This window comes from Actinomadura sp. HBU206391, assembly GCF_014323665.1.
Taxonomy (GTDB): Bacteria; Actinomycetota; Actinomycetes; order Streptosporangiales; family Streptosporangiaceae; genus Actinomadura_C.
Genome location: NZ_JABVEB010000014.1, coordinates 41,131 through 59,639 on the forward strand (window position 1 = coordinate 41,131; position 18,509 = coordinate 59,639).

Sequence of the window (18,509 nt, forward strand, 5' to 3'; positions counted from 1 at the left end):
CCGCCCAGGAAGATCGCCCCAGAACACCGGCCCAGGCAGATCGGCCCCAGGAAGCGGTAGGGGCCGTGCGGCTCTGCGGGGTCGGGCGGAGTCGAGCGCGCCCTGGCGCCCCGCGCTGGGGGCGCCAGGCGGCCGGGCGCCGGGCACTCTCTAGCCGAACCGACCGGTGATGTAGTCCTCGGTGGCCTTCTCCACCGGGTTGGTGAAGATCTTGCTGGTGTCGTCGATCTCGATGAGCCGGCCGGGCTTGCCGGTGCCCGCGATGTTGAAGAACGCCGTGCGGTCGCTCACCCGGGCGGCCTGCTGCATGTTGTGCGTGACGATCACGATGGTGTACTGCTCTTTGAGCTTGGCGATCAGGTCCTCGATCGCCAGCGTCGAGATCGGGTCGAGCGCCGAGCACGGCTCGTCCATCAGCAGCACCTGCGGCTCGACGGCGATCGCCCGCGCGATGCACAGCCGCTGCTGCTGACCGCCGGACAGGCCCGCGCCGGGGCGGCTCAGCCGGTCCTTGACCTCGTTCCACAGGTTCGCGCCCCGCAGTGACCGCTCGACGATCTCGTCGAGCCGGCCCTTGCCCCGCACGCCGTTGAGCTTGAGCCCGGAGGCCACGTTGTCGTAGATCGACATGGTCGGGAACGGGTTCGGGCGCTGGAAGACCATGCCGACGACCCGCCGCACCGCCACCGGGTCGACGTCGGAGCCGTACAGGTCCTCGCTGTCGAGGAGCACCTTGCCCTCTACCCGGGCGCTGGGGATGACCTCGTGCATTCGGTTGAGGGTCCGAAGGAACGTGGACTTGCCGCAACCCGAGGGGCCGATGAACGCGGTGACCGAACGCGGCTCGACGGACATGGAGATGTCCTCGATGGCATGGGTCTGGCCGTAGTAAGCATGGAGTCCGGAGACTTCGATCCGCTTGGCCATGGTGCTGGTTACTCCTATCGGGGGGCTTCGCTGTTCAGCGGGCTGTCGAGCCACGGGCTGTCGGTCAACGGGCGGTGGGCCTGCGCATCCGCGCGATCAGTCGTGCCGTCAGGTTGAGCGCCATGATGATGAGGATCAGGGTGAGGGCCGCCGTCCAGGCGCGCGCGATGGCCGTGTCGTTGGGCTGGCCCGCCTGGTCCCAGATGAACAGCGGCAGCGCCATCTGCGGGCCGCTGAACGGGTTCATGTTGATCGAGTTCGTCACGAAGACGAGCAGCAGCAGCGGTGCGGTCTCGCCCATGACCCGGGCGACGGCCAGCATGACGCCGCTCACGATGCCGCTGAACGCGGTCGGCAGCACCACGAAGCAGATCGTCCGCCAGCGCGGGACGCCCAGCGCGAACGCCGCCTCGCGGAGCTCGTTCGGCACGAGCTTGAGCATCTCCTCGGCCGACCGGACGACCGTGGGAAGCATGAGGATCGCCAGGGCCAGCGCCCCCGCGAAGCCCGAGTAGCTGAAGCCGAGCAGCAACAGCCAGAAGGCCAGGATGAACAGGCCGGCCACGATCGAGGGGACGCCGGTCATGACGTCGACGAAGAAGCTGATCGTGCGGGCCAGCCGGCGGTCCTGTCCGTACTCCACCAGGTAGACGGCGGTGAGGATGCCGATCGGCACGGCCATCACACTGGTCATCAGCACCTGTTCGAGGGTGCCGATGATGGCGTGATAGGCGCCTCCGCCGGCGTCGCGCGGACCGATGCCGTTCTGCGAGAACGCGAAGAAGTCCGCGTCGAATCGGCCCAGCCCGTTCTTGATCACCATCCACAGCACTGAGACCAGCGGGATGACGGCGAGCGCGAAGGCCAGGTACACCAGGACCTGAACGAGCCGGTCCTTGACCTTGCGCCCCAGGGACACGGAGGTGAGGCTCGTCGGCGCGGAACCGCGGGTCGTAACGGACATCACACGAACTCCTGCTCGATGGTCGCAACGTGTTCTTCGCTCGCTGCGCGGACGGCCGGAAGCGACGCTGCGCGTGAGTTCGGCCGGCCGCTCCGCTCGCTCATCACACGAACTCCTGCTCGATGGTCGCAACGTGTTCTTCGCTCGCTGCGCGGACGGCCGGAAGCGACGCTGCGCGTGAGTTCGGCCGGCCGCTCCGCTCGCTCATCACACGAACTCCTTGCGCCGTGCCACGATCGCGCGCGCCGCCATGTTGACGATCAGGGTGATGACGAAGAGCACCAGGCCGGACGCGATGAGAGCGCCGCGGCCGTTGGCACCCGCCTCGGCGAAGGTGTTGGCGATGTTGGCGGCGAAGGTGTTGCCGCCCTCCCTGAGGATGTGCAGGGTGATCCCGGACGCGGTGGACAGGACCATGGCCACGGCGATCGTCTCGCCGAGGGCACGACCCAGGCCGAGCATCGCGGCGCTCACCATTCCGGACCGGCCGAATGGCAGGACCGCCATCCGGATCACTTCCCACCGGGTGGCGCCCAGAGCGAGGGCCGCCTCGATGTTGGCCTGAGGCACCTGCTGGAAGACCTCGCGCGAGATCGAGGAGATGATCGGGAGGATCATGATCGCCAAGACGACGGAGGCGGTCAGGATCGACCGGCCGCCCACGCTGTCGCCCCCGAAGAGCGGGATCCATCCTGCGTTCTCGTTCAGGAACTTCGCGACGCCGTCCATCTTCGTGACGAAGAACTGCAGCCCCCACAGCCCGTAGATGATGCTCGGCACCGCGGCGAGGAGGTCGACGACGAAGCTGAGCCCGCCCGCGATCCGGCGAGGCGCGTAGAACGAGATGAACAGCGCGATCGCGATGGCCACCGGAGTGGCCATGAGCAGGGCGAGGAACGACGACAGCACGGTTCCGAACGCCAGCTGGGCGATGCCGAATCGCGCCGGTGCCGAGTCGGGACTCCACTCCTGCGAGGTCACGAAGTTGGCCTCGTTGTCCCGCAGCGCCGGGAGCGCCTTCCACACCAGGAAGGTCGCGATCGCCGCCATGATGACGAGCACGATGATCCCGGACCCCCGGGTGGCCACGGCGAACACCCGGTCCCCGGCCCGGCCGGTGCTCGCGGGGCGGCCGGCTCGGTGACCCGGAGCCGCCGTCAGGCCCTTGTCGCCGATCTCGGTTTGGCTGGTCACGCGTTTACCTCCGAAACCCAGGGTTGCCCCGCCGCCGGGAGACCGGCGGCGGGGCAGGGGTCGTGCCTGGTCAGGACAGGGCCTGGACGGCGCTGCGAACCTTGGTCACCACGCTGGCCGGCAGCGGGGCGTAGCCGAGGTCGGTCAGAACCTTCTGGCCGTCATCGCTCGCGGTGTAGGTGAGGAAGGACTTCACGAACTTGGCCTGGTCGGCCGGGAGCCCCTTCTCGCACGCGACCTCGTAGGTCAACAGGACGATCGGGTACGCGCCCGCCGTCTTGGTGGCGTAGTCGATCTTCATGGCGAGGTCGTTGCCGGTGCCGACGATCTCGGCGCCGTCGAGGGCCTTGGAGGCGCTCTCGGGCGACAGCTCGACGAACTCACCGGACCCGTTGGCCACCTTGGCGGTCTTGAGGCTGGCGTTGGTGGCGTACGAGAGCTCGACGTAGCTGATCGCGCCGTCGGACTGCTTCACGACCGTGGTGACGCCGTCGGACTTGGGCGCGCCCTGGCCGCCCGGGGCGTTCCACTTCTTGTCCGGCTCGTACGTCCACACGTCCTCGGCGGTGGCCTTGAGGAACTTGGTGAAGTTGTCGGTCGTGCCCGACTCGTCGCTGCGGTGCACCGTCTTGATCGCGGTCGACGGCAGCTTGGCGCCGGAGTTGTCCTTGGCGATCTCAGGCGCGTTCCACTTGGTGATCTTGCCTGAGAAGATGCCCGCGATCGTCTTGGGCGACAGCTGCAGGCTGTCCACGCCGTTCACGTTGTAGACGATCGCGACCGGGCCGACCACCATCGGCAGGTTGAGGGCGTTGTTGCCCTGGCAACGCTGCTTGGCCGGGCCGACCTCCTCCGGCTTGAGCGCGGAGTCGGAGCCGGCGAAGGCGACCTGGTTCTGGGTGAAGGCCTGGATGCCCGCCCCCGAACCGCTCGGGTTGTAGTTCAGGTTGGCGCCGGCGCAGGCCTGGCTGTAGGCCTTGGTCCACTCGCTGATGGCGTTCTTCTGCGCGCTGGAGCCGGCGGCGTTCACCGTGCCGGTGGCGCAGTCGATGCTGCCGGCGGCGGGTGCCGAGCTGCTCGGCGAGCCCGCGTTGTCGTCAGACCCGCATGCGGACAGTGCGAGTGCACCCGCGACGACTATGCCGCCGATGGCGGCCAGCCGAGTGCCGTTCTTCACGGGGGATTCTCCTCCTGGTTGGTGGGCCGGTGATCCCCCTGGTCATAGCGAGGGTGTGGGGCCACCGTCGATGGTGACGCTAGGGAGGAGAGGTGACCAACCGGACTGATCTAGATGAACGGCGGATGAACTGGCCAGGACGGCGCTAGGAAGAATGCCCCGACTTGTGATTGCCATCAGGTGAACGAGCCGGGCACCCGTACATGACATCCACGTCGAAGCGGACGAAACCCAGCGACTCGTACAACCGGACCGCTCCTCGGTTCGCCTCGTCGACGTACAGCATGACCTGCGACAACCCCGCCGAGCGCAGATGGCGCAGGCCCGCGAGGGTGAGCACCCGGCCCAGCCCGGCGCCTTGATCATCCGGGTCGACGCCCAGCACGTAGACCTCGCCCGTGGTGGCGTCGTGGATCTTGGTCCAGTGGAATCCGGCGAGCGCGCCGCCGCGCTCGGCGAGGAAGAATCCGGCCGGATCGAACCAGGCTTCCCGTTCCCTGCGCACGAGGTCGTCGATCGTCAGCGAACCCTGCTCGGGATGGTCGGCGAACGCCTTCCGGTTCAGCTCCACCCACGCGGGCTCGTCCTGCCCGACGACGAACGTGCGGAGCCGCACACCGTCCGGCACCACCGGCTCGGGGAACGGGTCGGCGAGCGGCCGGCGCATCTTCCACAGGGCGCGGACCCGTTCGAACCCGAGCGAGCGAGCGAGCGCCGCGGCGGCCGGTGACTCGCCGTGGGCCCAGAGCCGCAGCGGCCCGTTCGCCGCGTCGACCATCGCCTGGGCGAGGCAGCGGCCGTGTCCCCGGCCGCGGTGCTCGGGATGCACCACCAGTTCACCGCTCGGCTCCGCACCCGGCTCGAGGTGGCCGTACCCGGCCAGTGCGGGCCCGGAGCCGGCCCGCGTGCTCTCAGAGGCGTAGAGCAGCACGCTGCGCGCCCGCCCGTCGCCACCGTGGCGCAGATGGAGCATCGACTGATCCGACAGCGGACGCACGCCGTCGGCCTTCGTCGCCGCGTCGATCAGTGCGCTCGCGGCGGCGATCTCATCGGCCGACAGTCTCTCCCGTACGACCACGCCTGGCTCCGCGTCTGGCTCCGTCACGCCCGCCAGCGTATTCGAGGCCCCACCCGGCGATACGGCCCGGTCGGCCCGATGCCGCCATGCGGGTCCGCATGCGAGGTCGGCCATGAAGTCGACACGAGGTCGGCCACCGGCCCATCACGGATGGGAGCACCCGGTGAAGCGTTCCAAACTCACGCGCGGGTGGGCACGATCTCCTCGGCCTCGCCCGGCCGGTGGTCGGGAACGAACCGGTACCCGACATTGCGCACGGTGCCGATCAACGATTCGTACTCCGCACCGAGCTTGGCCCGCAGCCGGCGTACGTGCACATCGACCGTGCGGGTGCCGCCGAAGTAGTCGTAGCCCCACACCTCCTGCAGGAGCTGGGCGCGCGTGAAGACCCGGCCAGGGTGCTGCGCGAGGTACTTCAGCAGCTCGAACTCCTTGAAGGTGAGATCGAGGACGCGCCCGCGCAGCCGCGACGTGTAGGTCGCCTCGTCGATGGTCAGGTCTCCGCTGCGGATCTCTCCCGGCACCTCATCGGCCTCGCCGGCCGACACCCTGCCCATGGAGAGCCGCAGCCTGGCCTCGACCTCGGCGGGGCCGGCCGTCTGCAGAAGCACGTCGTCCAAGCCCCACTCGGAGCTGAGGGCGGCGAGCCCGCCCTCTGTCACGATCGCCAAGAGCGGACAGTCCAGACCGGTCGTCCGAAGCAGCCGGCACAGGCCCTTGGCGTGCGCCAGGTCGCGACGCGCGTCGACGAGGATCACATCCGCGGGGGGCGCGTCGATCAGTGCCGACCCCTCCGCGGGCGCGACGCGAATCGAGTGCAGCAGCAGTCCCAGCGCGGGGAGCACCTCATCGGATGGCTCCAGTGCATTGGTGAGCAAGAGCAAACTACTCACGGGCCCCGCCTCCTAGCCCCTAAAAGACGTCAAGGACCCGGGGGCCTCATCGCCCGGATCCCTCGCCCCGAGCATATCCGAGCAATCGATTCACACAATGGCCGGGTACGTCCGGATCATTACGGATGCCGTAATGAGATCCTGTTCCCATGGCCAAGGGCACGATCAGATATTGGGCGGCGGCGCGCGAGGCTGCGGGGACGAGTGAGGAACCGTACGACGCGCCGACGCTCGCCGAGGCACTGCGGGCGGCGCGAGAGCGGCGTGGAGCGGACTTCGCCCGCGTGGTCGGCCGAAGTTCGTTCCTGATCGACGGCGATCCGGTCGGCACCCGAGCACACGACGGCGTGCCCCTGCCCGAGGGCGGCACCGTCGAGGTGCTGCCGCCCTTCGCGGGCGGCTGAGGCGGGCGCCGAGACGGGCGGCCGAGACGGGCGGCCGACGTCGCCCAGCGGTCGTCCGCGAAGTACCCCACAGGGGTGACGGCTCTTTCAGATCTCGATCCGCGGTGTGACTCGATCGGGCGGCACCGTCGCTATGGTGAACCCCGCTGGTGATTCGTTTTCGCACGAGGAGTGGCATGCGCAAGGTACTGGTCGTGATCCTCCTTCTGCTGATCGGCGGGGTCATCGTCGCGGATCGCATGGGCGTCCGCAGAGCAGAGGATGAGATCGCCAAGCAGGTGGCCGCGCAGTACCGGCTCGACGCCAGGCCGGATGTCACCATCCACGGCGTCCCGTTCCTCACCCAGGCCATCGGCGGGAACTACGACCAGATCGACGTGAAGCTCGGAGAGTGGACGGAGAAGGGCGTCACGGTGCACGACGCCGCGCTCAAGCTGTCCGGCGTCCAGGCGCCGCTCGCCGACGTCGTCAACGGCAACAGCTCCCAGATCACCGTGCGGAACGCGACGGCGTCGGCGGTCGTGCCGTACTCCGTCGTGCAGAAGTACGCACCGCAGGGGGTAAAGGGCATCTCCGCGAGCGGGTCCAACCTGCAGGCCCGGGTCAGCGCGTCCTACCTCGGGATCCGCGTGGAGGGCGACCTGGTGGCCTCGCTCAAGGCGACGTCGCAGGGCATCGCGGTCACCCCGCAGTCGATCAGCAACGGCGGGGCCAAGGTGCCGCTGGCGATGTTGCAGCAGCAGTACACCTTCGTCATCCCGACGCGGAGTCTGCTTCCCATGGGAGCACGCGTCAGTGACATCGGGGTCACCCCCCAGGGACTGCGGATCGCGGCCACGGCCGACAACGTGAGGCTCGAGAATCTCGCCAAGTCCTGACGCCGCCGGTCACGGAGGGGAGACCGGTGAACCAGAAGGTCTCCCTGTACGTGTCACAAGCGTGGGAGCATCCCCGGACGAGCGACTACTGCGCGCACTCTACGCCGAGCACGGCGGGCCGCTCCTCGGCTATGCGCTGAGGCTGACCGGTGGTGATCATCAACAGGCGGAGGACATCGTACAAGAGACGCTGATCCGCGCCTGGCGGCATCCTGAGGCGCTGGCGAGACGTCCGGTACGGCCATGGCTGTTCACGGTGGTGCGCAATCTCGTCGTGGACGCGCACCGTGCGCGGGTCGCGAGGGGCGGACGGCATCTGCCCATCGACGACGGCGAAGGGCGGCTCGCCGCACTGCCCGGCTCGGACGACATCGACCGTGCGCTCGAATCCTGGACCGTGGCCGAGGCGCTCGCGGACCTGAGCCCGCCGCACCGCGCGGTGATCATGGAGACGTTCTACCAAGGTCGCTCGGTGGCCGACACGGCGAACGTGCTGGGCATCCCGGCGGGCACGGTGAAGTCCCGGACCTATTACGCGCTGCGTGCTCTGAAGCTCGCATTGGAGGAGCGGGGGTTGGCGCCATGAGTGCGAGAGCGCTAGCGCGACGAGACGGCGAGCGCGACCATGAGGCCTGAGTGGGGGCGGGCCCACGGTTGCGATGAGGTGCGGACCTCACTCGGCGTCTATGTCCTCGGTGCCATCGAACCGGCCGAGCGCAGTGCGGTCGAGGCGCACTTGTCCGTCTGCCCGTTCTGCCGTGACGAACTCGCGGGGCTCGCCTCCCTGCCCGCGCTGCTCGGCCGGGTCGACGAGGCGCAGATCGCGCAGGTGTCCACGCCTCCGGAACCGCCGCTCGAGGCATTGATCGCGTCCGCCGCGGCGCAGCGGCACGGCCGGATCCGGCGGTGGGCGCCGCGGTTCGCGGCCGCCGTGTTCATCCTGTTCGTCGGCGTTCTCGGCGGGATCGCCGCCGGCGGGGGCGATCCCCGAGTGCGACCGACGGGGGTGCCCACCGCACCCTCCGCCGCGCCGGAGCAGGTCAGCGCGACGGACCCGAAGACGCACGTGACGGCCCAGGTCGGCATCGACGGCAAGGCATGGGGCACCGCCGTGGCGGTCCGGGTGAAGGGCGCGCCCCCCGGCACGCTGTGCCGGTTCATGGCGGTGGGCAAGGACGGCCGGCGCGACGTCGCCGCCGCCTGGCAGGTGGTCTACTCGGGGTCCGCGACCTTCTACGGCTCGACGATGATCACGCGTGACGAGCTGAAGGGCTTCGAGATCAGGACCCTCGACGGCCGCATGCTGCTCACGATCGCCTCCCCCCGCTGACCGCGACGCCCTCGGCAGTTTCCGGGCACCTCGCCGCGACGCCCTCGCCGCGACGCCCTCGCGATGGCCCGGGCGGGAGAAGGTACTGTGAATCGCGATGACGGGTGCGCTGATCGCGGCAGCGGTCCTTGTGACGTGCACGGCGTTCGGACTCGTCCGGCGGCGCCGTGACGGTGTGCTGCGCGCACCGAGATCGGGAGGCGCCATGCGACTCGACGCCGACGACCTCGGGGCCGCGCTCGGCGAGAGGGCGACGCTGCTGCAGTTCTCGTCGGCCTTCTGCGCTCCCTGCAGGGCCACCCGGCGGGTCCTGGACGACGTCGCCGGGATGGTCGACGGGGTGGCCCACATCGAGATCGACGCTGAGAGCAGGCTCGATCTCGTGCGCCGGCTCGAGATCGTCCGCACCCCCACGTCCCTCGTCCTCGATGCCGCCGGCCAGGTGGTGCAGCGCGCCTCCGGCCAGCCCCGCAAGGCCGAGGTCATCGCCGCGCTCGGAGCCGCGATCCGGTCATGAGCCGCCGCGCCGGGCCGGTGAGACCTCTTGGATGCGCCGCGTGAGAAGACCGTCACCATCTCGAAACACGAGACAGAAGTGACACTGGACGGAATCGGACCTAGCATCGGGTCCGTGCGTCATTGGACAGAGCAGATGCTCACGAAGCGCCGCGCGGTCGATTTCTGCCGCGTGGCCACCTCGCTCTGTCGCACTGCCTGAGGCATCGAGCCCGCTCGTCGAGCCGCCCGCGGGAGTTCGCTCCCGGCAGGCCCCTCCACAGCTCGCACGCACTCTGCTCACTTCAGGAGCGATCTTCCTCAGGAGCGATCCCATGCAGGTCGACCCACGTGGACAGCGATTCAGTGCGGCTCTCACCACCGTGGTGCTCATCGCGGTTCTGGTGACCGGCAACGCGGTGGTGCTGGCCGTCCAGGCCGTGGTCTTCGCGGTCGGAGCCGTCCTGGGTCTGCGCCACGCCCCGTACGGGCTGGTCTACAAGACGCTCGTGCGTCCCCGGATCGGTCCACCACAGGAGCTCGAGGCCGAGGCTCCACCCAGGTTCGCCCAGGGTGTGGGACTCGCCTTCGCGCTCGTCGGTGTGGCCGCCTACCTCCTGGGGGTGGGCTGGCTGGGCGCCGGTGCCACCGCCTTGGCGCTGGGGGCGGCGTTCCTGAACGCGGCGTTCGGGTTCTGCCTCGGCTGCGAGATGTATCTGCTGATCCGCCGCGTGTTTCCAAGTAAACGCTCCAACAGGGAGGTTCCCGCATGAGTCGCTCCGACGTCCTCGTGGACGCCGATTGGGTGGAAGCCCATCTCGACGACCCGGGTCTCGTCCTCGTCGAGGTCGACGAAGACGTAAGCGCCTACGACAAGGGTCACATCCGTGGCGCCGTGAAGATCGACTGGAAGACGGAGCTGCAGGACCCCGTCCGTCGTGACTTCGTCGACCAGACCGGTTTCGAGCAACTGCTCTCCGGCAAAGGGATCGCCAACGACGACCTCGTGATCCTCTACGGCGGCAACAACAACTGGTTCGCCGCCTACGCGTACTGGTACTTCAAGCTGTACGGGCACCAGAACGTCAAGCTGCTCGACGGCGGCCGCAAGAAGTGGGAGCTCGACTCCCGCGAACTGGTCAGGGACGTGCCGTCGCGCCCCGCGACCGACTACAAGGCCAAGCCGCAGGACCTGGCCATCCGGGCCTTCCGCGACGAGGTCGTCGACGCGATCGGCACCAAGAATCTCGTCGACGTCCGCTCGCCGGACGAGTTCACCGGCAAGCTGCTCGCCCCGGCGCACCTGCCGCAGGAGCAGGCGCAGCGGGGCGGTCACATCCCGACCGCGCGCAGCATTCCGTGGTCCAAGGCGGCCAACGACGACGGCACCTTCAAGTCCGACGAAGAGCTCCGCGAGATCTACACCGGGGCCGGTGTCGATCTGGACAAGTCCACCATCGCCTACTGCCGGATCGGCGAGCGCTCCTCGCACACGTGGTTCGCGCTCAGCCAGCTGCTCGGCCTGTCCGACGTGAAGAACTACGACGGTTCCTGGACCGAGTACGGCTCGCTGATCGGCGTCCCGATCGAACTCGGCGAAGCCAAGTAACACCCGCCGACCCGGCGGCAGTCCCGCCGCCCGGCGGAGAAGGAGGAACAATGACCCAGGGCTGCGCAGCGCCCGCGCAGACGGCGCATCTACCGGCGACGGTCGATCTGGCGAAGGAGGCGGTCATCCAGGGCACGGTCATCCGCGGCGACATCCCGGTGGCCGGAGCCTACGCACGGCTGCTGGACTCGACCGGCGAGTTCACCGGCGAGGTCGTCACCAGTGATGAAGGGATCTTCCGATTCTTCGCCGCTCCCGGCGACTGGACCATCCGCGTCCTCGCTCCCGGCGGCGTGAGCATCGACTCGTCGGTCACGGCGGCGATCGGAGAGGTGGCCGCCGTCGAGGTCGCCATCTGACCTTGCGCCGACCGCACAGCGGGCCCTGACACCTACCAGGTGTCAGGGCCCGTCCGCGTCCGAACTGACATTGTCATGTCCGGTTGTGGCGCGCAGTCGTCCGACCATGGCCGGACGGCGTGGAAACGGTACCGTGGCGTCTGTACCGCTGTGCCAGTTGTGGGAGGGGGACGATGTCGGACGACAACTGGCAACACGCCGTGCTCACTGATCTGGGTGTGGCCCACGCCGGGTTGGTGACCCCCGCATCGCCTCCGTCGAACGCGGTCGTGCCGCCGCCGGCCGTCGCCCCCGCACCGGCCACCGCCCCCGCGCCGGCTGTCCCGCCCTCGACCCCGCCGGTCGGATCCCAGTCCGCGCCGGCCGGGTCCCAGTCCGCGCCGGCCGGGTCCCATGGCCCCGGAGCCGATCTTCCGTCGCCGTCGCCTGCACAGGTGCCGGCCCCGTCCCTCGACATCGGCCCGCCGGCCGCCGAACCCGGCTTGCCGCCCGGACGGACCGAGGCGCCGGCGTGGGCCGGAGGCGGCGTTATCGGGCCGGAGCACGAGGGGTCTGTCACGCGGCCCCCGATCGTGTCCCCCTCGGAGCCCATAGAACCGCCTGTCGTCACGGGCTGGCCCTCCTCCGAGCCCGCGCCCCCGCCGCAGCCCGTGGAACGGAACTTCCTGACCTCCGAGCTCGACCCCTCGCTGTTCAGCTCGGCCGTGGGATCCGCTGAGGGCGCGCCTGCGCCTCCGCAGTCCCCCTCGGAGAGTGGGACGGGATCCGGTGCCCAGCCGCCTCCAGATCGACCGGCGCCGCCGTACGGAGCGAATCCGGCGCAGCAGTCCGGTGCCCCGAACGCCGCCTGGTATCCCGCCGACTCACCATCGCAGACGGCGCCGGGCGGCAACGATTTCGTGCGCAGGAACGTGCACGGCGACCCGCTCATGCGCAGGATGGGCCACGGGGTGCGCAAGGCCGTCGGCGCCTCCGCCGCGCAGAACGTGCGGCAGCTCGCCGAAATGGCCGAGTGGATCCGCCGGCCGATCGCCTCGTGCCGTCAGATCGCGGTGACGAGCATCCGCGGTGGTGCCGGCAAGACCACGGTGTCGGCGCTGACCGCGGCGATGATCGCGGACTACCGAGGCGATCGGGTGCTCGCCGTGGACGCCGATGCCGGTCTCGGATCGCTGCCGCTGCGCCTGAAGTCGCCAACGGAGCGGTCACTGCACGACCTGGCTCGGGTACGGCTGAACTCCTTCGAGGAGACGGGCCAGTATCTGGGCCGGGCCTCGGAGAGCCTGTGGGTGCTGCCCGCCACGACCGCCGGCCGGGTGTCGGTGGATCTCGAGCTCGAGACCTTCCGCGCCGCCATCGGCAATGTCACCAGATACTTCTCAGCGGCCGTCATCGATTGTGGTGCCGGCCTGGGAGAACTTCAGCGCGGCATCCTCACCGGTGTCCACGGCCAGATCATCGTCGCGCAGGGCACCGCCGACGGCGCGCTCAGCACCCGCAGCACGCTGGAATGGATGTTCGGCAACGGCTACGGGCCATTGCTGTCCCGTACGGTCATCGTCCTGATGACGCATTCCCCCCACGTCGACTCCGACCTGGAGCGGGCCCGCCACATGCTCAGTGCGGGCGGCATGCCGGTCGTGCACGTGCCGTACGACCGGCAGTTGGCCACGGGCGCCGCCATCGACATGACACGGATCAGCGAGGGCAGTCGGGTGGCGGCCACCCGGATCGCGGCCGAAATCCTTGCCCGGTCGGCGATCGGATGATGAGGTCGGAAGACATGTGCTGCCGTAACTGAGCAGATCGTCTAAAGTCGTGCGACGAGACCACAGCGTGGGAGACGGGGATGCGCGGAACACGCGTGCTGGCTATCGGCGGCGGCCTTGCGCTCGCCTCGCTCGGGTGGGCGCCACCGGCGGTGGCCGGACAGGTGGCGCAGGCACAGGTCGAGCGGTTCGCGGCCGCGCCGTCGTGCACACTGCAGCAGACCGGGAGCCCGGCGACGGAGATGAAGTCGGAGCCGTGGCCGCAGCAGAGATTGAACTTCGCCGACGTGTGGGACCTGACCCGTGGCGGCGGCGTGACGGTGGCGGTGGTCGACAGCGGTGTGGACGCCTCGCACCCGCAGTTGCGCGGTCGGGTACGGACCTATGACGTCACCAAGACCGGGCCGCAGGACTGCTTGGGGCATGGCACGCGGGTGGCCGGGATCATCGCGGCACGGGACATGCGCAAGGAGAACGTGGCGTTCATCGGGGTGGCGCCGCAGGCGAAGCTCATCTCGGTGAAGATGGCGGTCAGTTCGAGCGGTGACAACGACCCGCGCTGGGTCGCGGACGCCATCAGGCGGTCGGCGGACCTCGGCGCGAAGGTCATCAATGTCTCCTCGCAGACCCCGAACTATCCGTTCCTGAAGGCGGCCGTCGAGTACGCCCAGGGTAAGGACGCGTTGATCGTCGCTGCCGCCGGCAACCTCAAGGACGCGAAGCAGACGGCCCAGCAGGCCTATCCCGCGAGTTATCCCGGCGTGATGGCCGTGGGCGGAATCAACCCGAACGGCTCATTGGCGGACTTCTCCAACAGTGAGACGCACGTGACGATCACGGCTCCGGGCAAGGACATCATCAGCACCTGGCCGAATGGCGCCTACTTCAACGAGAGCGGCACCAGTTGGGCCGCGCCGTACGTCGCGGGTACGGCGGCACTGGTGCGGTCCTACCATCCGAAGCTGACGGCCGCGCAGGTCAAGGACCGTATCGAGCGCACCGCGGACGGCGGCACCGTGAAGGGCACGGGGGCCGGGCTGGTCAACCCCTTGCGCGCGGTGACCGCCGTGCTGGGGAACGAGGGCGCCGGAGCGTCGACACAGCCGACCGTCCGCAGGGTGGCCATCGCCCAGCCGCAAGAGGGCGACCATTTCGGCCGGAACCTCGCCCTCTCCCTGGCCGGCGGAGCCCTCGTCCTCGCCGCCGCGACGGCCGTCGCCGGCGCCGCCATCCCCGCGAGCCGCCGCAGAAGCGAGGCGGCTCGGTCGGAGGAACCGGCATCGCGCTGAGCCCTGTCCTCCATGCTCGGGGCCTTCCATGCTCGGGCCATGGATGTTCGGTGTCGTCAGCCGCTCTGCTCGGTGTTGAGGTAAGCGGTCTGGATGAGGCGGGTGCCGGTTCGGCGCTCGACGTAGTAGCCGCGGCCCGGAGCCAGTTTGTGCGCCTTGACGTTGCCGATCAGAGCGCCTTCGTCCTTGTTGCCGGACATGATGAGGCCGGGTGAGGCCATTTCCTTGATCCGCTGGATCACCGGATCGAACATGGCGCGGCTGGCGCCGCCCATGGCGCGGGAGACGATGACGTGCAGGCCGATGTCGCGGGCCTGCGGCAGCAGTTCGGCGATCTGGCGCAGCGGGTTGTCCGAGGTGGCGACCATCTCGTAGTCATCGATGATCAGATAGAGGTCCGCCCCGGTCCACCAGGACCTCGACCGCAACTGGTCGGGGGTGAGGTCGGCCGGTGGGAGCCGGCTGACCATCGCGCCGTGGATGTCCTTGACCAGAGACTGCGCGGCGGCGGACGAGGCGGCGAAGCCGATCTGGTGGTCGGTGTTGGCGACGTCCAGCAGCGAGCGGCGGTAGTCGATGAAGATGATGCGGGCCTGATCGGTGGTGTTCCGCTCGATGATCCCGTTGGTGATCATGCGGAGCAGGTTCGACTTCCCGCACTCGGTGTCGCCCAGCACGACGAAGTGCGGATCGGCGTTGAAGTCGAGGAGGACCGGGGACAGCGACACCTCGTCGATACCGATGGGGATCTGCGCGCCGGTCTGCGCGGCCGGGGGCAGCGCGTCGAACGGGAGGACGTCGGGGAGCATGCGCACCTTGGGCGCGACCGGTCCGTGCCACGACTCGCGGAGCGCGTGCACGAGCTTGCCCACCCCATCGGAGATCGACTCCGCGGAGTTCTCGCCGTCGATCCGGGGCAGAGCCGTGAGAAAGTGCAGCCCCTCACGGGTGATGCCCCGGCCCGGCCGGTCTTCGGGGACGTTCTGAGCGAGCTTGCGGTTGACCTCGGATTCGTAGGCGTCACCGAGCCGCAGCTCGAGCTTGGTGCCGAGCAGGTCGCGGACGTTGCTGCGCATCTCCGACCACTTGTTGGACGACGCGACGACATGGATGCCGTAGCCGAGACCACGGGCGGCGAGCTGAGTGATGCTGCCCTCGAGGCTTTCGTAGTCCTGGCGGAGGGTCAGCCAGTTGTCCACGATCAGGAACACGTCGCCGTAGCCGTCGCCGGGGAACTCGCCGTCGGCGCGCATCCGCCGGTACGTGGCCATGGAGTCGATGCCGCGCTCGCCGAAGACCCGCTCGCGCTGGTCCAGCAGCCCGCTGACCTCGGCGACCGTACGGCGCACCCGGTCGGCGTCGATCCGGGTGGCCACCCCGCCGATGTGCGGAAGTTCCGCCATGGCGGCGAGCGTGCCGCCGCCGAAGTCCAGGCAGTAGAACTGGATCTCGGCCGGGGTGTGCAGGAGCGCCAGCGAGGCGATCAGCGTGCGCAGCATCGTGGACTTGCCGGTCTGCGGGCCGCCGACGATGCCGATGTGCCCGGCGCCGCCGGACAGGTCCAGCCAGTACGGGTCACGCCGCTGCTCGAACGGCTTGTCCACGATGCCGACGACGGCGTGCAGCCGTCCGCGGCCGTCCCAGCCGGCCGTGGTCAACCCCTGCTGCGGGGTCACCGAGAGCTGGGGCAGGAGCTCGTTCAGCGGGGGCGGAGCATCGAGCGGCGGCAGCCAGATCTGGTGCGGCGTCGGGCCGTGCCCGGCGAGCTGACGTACGACGACGTCGAACAGCGACTCGGAGCTGCGCTGTTCCTGCCGCTGCCCCTGCTGGGGCTGTTCGATGACGTGCGGGCGGATGTAGTCGGGCACGTAGGGCACGACCTGCTGCACGATCTGGGCCGACTGCTGCTCGGGCTGGGCCTCGTCCTCCACCGGGCCGGAGACGTAACCGGCCCGGAACCGGGTCATCGTCTCGGTGCCGAACTTCATGTAGCCGTGGCCGGGTGCGGACGGCAGCTCGTAGGCGTCCGGGACGCCCAGCACGGTCCTGGACTCCATCGCCGAGAAGGTGCGCAGACCGATCCGGTACGACAGGTGGGTGTCGAGGCCGCGCAGCTTGCCCTCCTCCAGCCGCTGCGACGCGAGCAGGATGTGCACCCCGAGTGACCGGCCCAGGCGTCCGATCATCACGAACAGCTCGGCGAACTCGGGCTTGGCCGACAGTAGCTCCGAGAACTCGTCGAGCACCAGGAACAGGGTCGGCATCGGTTGCAGAGGCGCGCCCTCCATCCGCGCCTTCTCGTAGTCGCGCAGCGAGGGGTAGTTGCCGGACGCGCGCAGGAACTCCTGACGGCGCACCATCTCGCCGTTCAGGGCGTCGTACATCCGGTCGACCAGCGGCAGTTCGTCCTCGAGGTTGGTGATGATCGCCGAGACGTGCCGGAGCCCCTCCATGCCGAGGAACGTCGCGCCGCCCTTGAAGTCGACGAGCACGAAGTTGAGGACCTCGGGCGAGTGGGTCATCGCCAGGCCGAGCACGAGGGTGCGCAGCAGTTCGGACTTACCGGATCCGGTCGCCCCGATGCACAGACCGTGCGGGCCCATGCCACCTTGCGCGGACTCCTTGATGTCGAGGTCGATCGGCCGGCCGGAGGCGTCCATGCCGATCGGCACCCGCAGGCGGTTGCGCTGCGCCCTCGAACGCCACACCTGCGCCGGGTCGATGTTGAACACGTCCTCGACGCCGAGCAGCGAGCTGAGGGTCATGGTGCCCGAGAGCACGTCCTCCTCCTCCGCGGTGCTCGCCGCGCTCGACCGCAGCGGGGCGAGCTGGCGGGCGAGCGACTCCGCGTGCGCCATGGAGGCGTGGTCGGGCTTGCCGATCGGCGTCGCCACATCCTTGCCGGTACGGTCGCGCTTGAGCATCTGCACCTTGTCGGCGGCGACCTGCAGCCGCAACGTGGTGGCGTCGCTCGTGGCCGCCACCGTCCCGGTCAGGTCGATGACGCAGACGCCTTCGATGCCGTCGGCGGCGAGCTGGGAGTCGTACGACGCGGCGCCGCCATCCATGATCACTACGTGGTACGGCAGGTCGTCAGGGGACAGTCCCGGGGAGAACCGCGGCCGGTCTTTGATCTCCTCGCCGAGCAGCGCCTCCAGCTCGGACATGCTCTGGGCGAGCAGCCGGACCTGCCCGGCGGCGTCGTGCTCGGTGGGGTGCAGCGCGTGCGGCAGCCACTTCACCCATTGCCACCACGCCATCCGCTCCCGCGAGGCGCACACGGTGATCCGCACGTCATCGGGCGAGTGGAAGGCGGCGATCTGCATGATCATCGCCCGCACCATGCCGTACACGGCCTCGGGGTCGCCGGAGGGGAACACGCGGGCGAAGGACTTCAGGGAGATCGCGACCGGCAGCCCCGGCACGGTCGAGTGGCTGCGCATGAAACGGCGCAGCGCGCCGGCGCTCATCGGCTCAAGGTCCTCGACCGGCTTGGTCTCCGGTGCGATGAGCTGTACGGCGAGTCGCTGCGAGCCGGTGCCGATCCGTACGTTCGAGAAGTCCGGGTCGCTGGCCCGCCGCTCCCAGATCCGGGCGCTCATGACGATCGACCACAGGTTGGCCGGATTGGGGTTGTTCCACTCCAGCGACTCGCGCTGCGCCTTCGCGGCCTTGCGGACTCTCGTGCGCACCTGACCGAGGTAGCGCAGGTAGTCGCGCCGTGCGCCGTCCAGCTTCGTCTTGCGCTCGCCGCCGCGCTGCCCGATCTGGCCGAACATCGTGCCGAACATCGACACCGCGAACATCCCACCGGCGACCATTTGCATGGTGCTGGCGTTCGGGTTCATGAACATGAACACCATCGCGCCGGACCCCGCTGCCATGGGCAGGAAAGTCAGAACGTTGCGGAACCCGTCCGACACGACTTCGGGCAGCTCCGGCGGGGATTCCAGCAGGATTTCGCCGCGGGGCAGCTCAGGTGGCTTTCTGCGCTCTTTACGCCGAACCAGGACCGTGCTCACCGCAGGGCTCCCCTTGAGTCGATCCAGTCTGGATGGTCATCCTATGGCTACACGTCTATGTTGTAACGGTTTCCACCGTGCGTGGGAACCCGCCGTGATAACAGAACCTGTGAGGAGTGAC

Annotated in this window: 18 protein-coding genes; 11 read left to right on the forward strand and 7 right to left on the reverse strand. The window is 69.2% G+C overall.

What is annotated here, in order from left to right:
- Window positions 1-150 precede the first annotated feature (150 nt).
- The 6 genes from pstB to HKK72_RS08630 form a co-directional block, all read right to left on the reverse strand.
- Window positions 151-927 (reverse strand): phosphate ABC transporter ATP-binding protein PstB, encoded by a 777-nt coding sequence (gene pstB, locus HKK72_RS08605; protein ID WP_187233733.1) that lies wholly within the window; start codon window positions 925-927, stop codon window positions 151-153.
- A gap of 64 nt (window positions 928-991) precedes the next feature.
- Window positions 992-1,891: a phosphate ABC transporter permease PstA gene (gene pstA / locus HKK72_RS08610; protein WP_187233734.1), complete on the reverse strand. Its 900-nt coding sequence runs from the start codon at window positions 1,889-1,891 to the stop codon at window positions 992-994.
- Between the two features lie 207 nt (window positions 1,892-2,098).
- Complete coding sequence (pstC, locus tag HKK72_RS08615; protein WP_187233735.1) at window positions 2,099-3,085, reverse strand: phosphate ABC transporter permease subunit PstC; 987 nt, start codon at window positions 3,083-3,085, stop codon at window positions 2,099-2,101.
- A gap of 70 nt (window positions 3,086-3,155) precedes the next feature.
- On the reverse strand, window positions 3,156-4,262 hold the full coding sequence (gene pstS, locus HKK72_RS08620) for a phosphate ABC transporter substrate-binding protein PstS (RefSeq protein ID WP_187233736.1): 1,107 nt from the start codon (window positions 4,260-4,262) through the stop codon (window positions 3,156-3,158).
- Between the two features lie 145 nt (window positions 4,263-4,407).
- The gene (mshD, locus tag HKK72_RS08625; RefSeq protein WP_315987152.1) at window positions 4,408-5,340 is read right to left on the reverse strand and encodes a mycothiol synthase; all 933 of its coding nucleotides are present in this window, start codon (window positions 5,338-5,340) and stop codon (window positions 4,408-4,410) included.
- Between the two features lie 179 nt (window positions 5,341-5,519).
- Entirely contained in the window at window positions 5,520-6,233 is a 714-nt protein-coding gene (locus tag HKK72_RS08630) for a winged-helix domain-containing protein (RefSeq protein WP_187233738.1), read from the reverse strand.
- A 149-nt stretch (window positions 6,234-6,382) separates the two neighbouring features.
- Here HKK72_RS08630 and HKK72_RS08635 point away from each other — a divergent pair, with 149 nt between their 5' ends.
- From HKK72_RS08635 to mycP, 11 genes are all read left to right on the forward strand, one after another.
- A complete protein-coding gene (locus HKK72_RS08635) occupies window positions 6,383-6,637 on the forward strand; it encodes a MoaD/ThiS family protein (protein WP_187233739.1) in 255 nt (84 codons plus the stop codon).
- Window positions 6,638-6,813: 176 nt separating this feature from the next.
- A complete protein-coding gene (locus tag HKK72_RS08640; RefSeq protein WP_187233740.1) occupies window positions 6,814-7,515 on the forward strand; it encodes a DUF2993 domain-containing protein in 702 nt (233 codons plus the stop codon).
- Between the two features lie 61 nt (window positions 7,516-7,576).
- A complete protein-coding gene (locus HKK72_RS08645) occupies window positions 7,577-8,101 on the forward strand; it encodes a sigma-70 family RNA polymerase sigma factor (RefSeq protein ID WP_187233741.1) in 525 nt (174 codons plus the stop codon).
- Between the two features lie 78 nt (window positions 8,102-8,179).
- Entirely contained in the window at window positions 8,180-8,845 is a 666-nt protein-coding gene (locus HKK72_RS08650) for an anti-sigma factor family protein (RefSeq protein ID WP_187233742.1), read from the forward strand.
- 97 nt (window positions 8,846-8,942) lie between these two features.
- Entirely contained in the window at window positions 8,943-9,362 is a 420-nt protein-coding gene (locus tag HKK72_RS08655) for a TlpA family protein disulfide reductase (protein ID WP_187233743.1), read from the forward strand.
- Window positions 9,363-9,497: 135 nt separating this feature from the next.
- The gene (locus HKK72_RS42690; RefSeq protein ID WP_410050289.1) at window positions 9,498-9,563 is read left to right on the forward strand and encodes a putative leader peptide; all 66 of its coding nucleotides are present in this window, start codon (window positions 9,498-9,500) and stop codon (window positions 9,561-9,563) included.
- A 112-nt stretch (window positions 9,564-9,675) separates the two neighbouring features.
- Window positions 9,676-10,113 (forward strand): DUF4395 domain-containing protein, encoded by a 438-nt coding sequence (locus tag HKK72_RS08660; protein ID WP_187233744.1) that lies wholly within the window; start codon window positions 9,676-9,678, stop codon window positions 10,111-10,113.
- A complete protein-coding gene (locus tag HKK72_RS08665) occupies window positions 10,110-10,949 on the forward strand; it encodes a sulfurtransferase (RefSeq protein WP_187233745.1) in 840 nt (279 codons plus the stop codon). The genes HKK72_RS08660 and HKK72_RS08665 overlap by 4 nt, the downstream gene beginning before the upstream one ends.
- A 50-nt stretch (window positions 10,950-10,999) precedes the next feature.
- Entirely contained in the window at window positions 11,000-11,308 is a 309-nt protein-coding gene (locus HKK72_RS08670) for a DUF1416 domain-containing protein (RefSeq protein ID WP_187233746.1), read from the forward strand.
- Between the two features lie 650 nt (window positions 11,309-11,958).
- Window positions 11,959-13,077 (forward strand): MinD/ParA family protein, encoded by a 1,119-nt coding sequence (locus HKK72_RS08675; protein ID WP_187233747.1) that lies wholly within the window; start codon window positions 11,959-11,961, stop codon window positions 13,075-13,077.
- An 80-nt stretch (window positions 13,078-13,157) separates the two neighbouring features.
- Complete coding sequence (gene mycP / locus HKK72_RS08680; RefSeq protein ID WP_187233748.1) at window positions 13,158-14,366, forward strand: type VII secretion-associated serine protease mycosin; 1,209 nt, start codon at window positions 13,158-13,160, stop codon at window positions 14,364-14,366.
- Window positions 14,367-14,422: 56 nt separating this feature from the next.
- On the opposite strand, the gene eccCa is transcribed toward mycP, so the two are convergent.
- On the reverse strand, window positions 14,423-18,388 hold the full coding sequence (eccCa, locus tag HKK72_RS08685) for a type VII secretion protein EccCa (protein ID WP_187233749.1): 3,966 nt from the start codon (window positions 18,386-18,388) through the stop codon (window positions 14,423-14,425).
- Window positions 18,389-18,509: the final 121 nt, after the last annotated feature.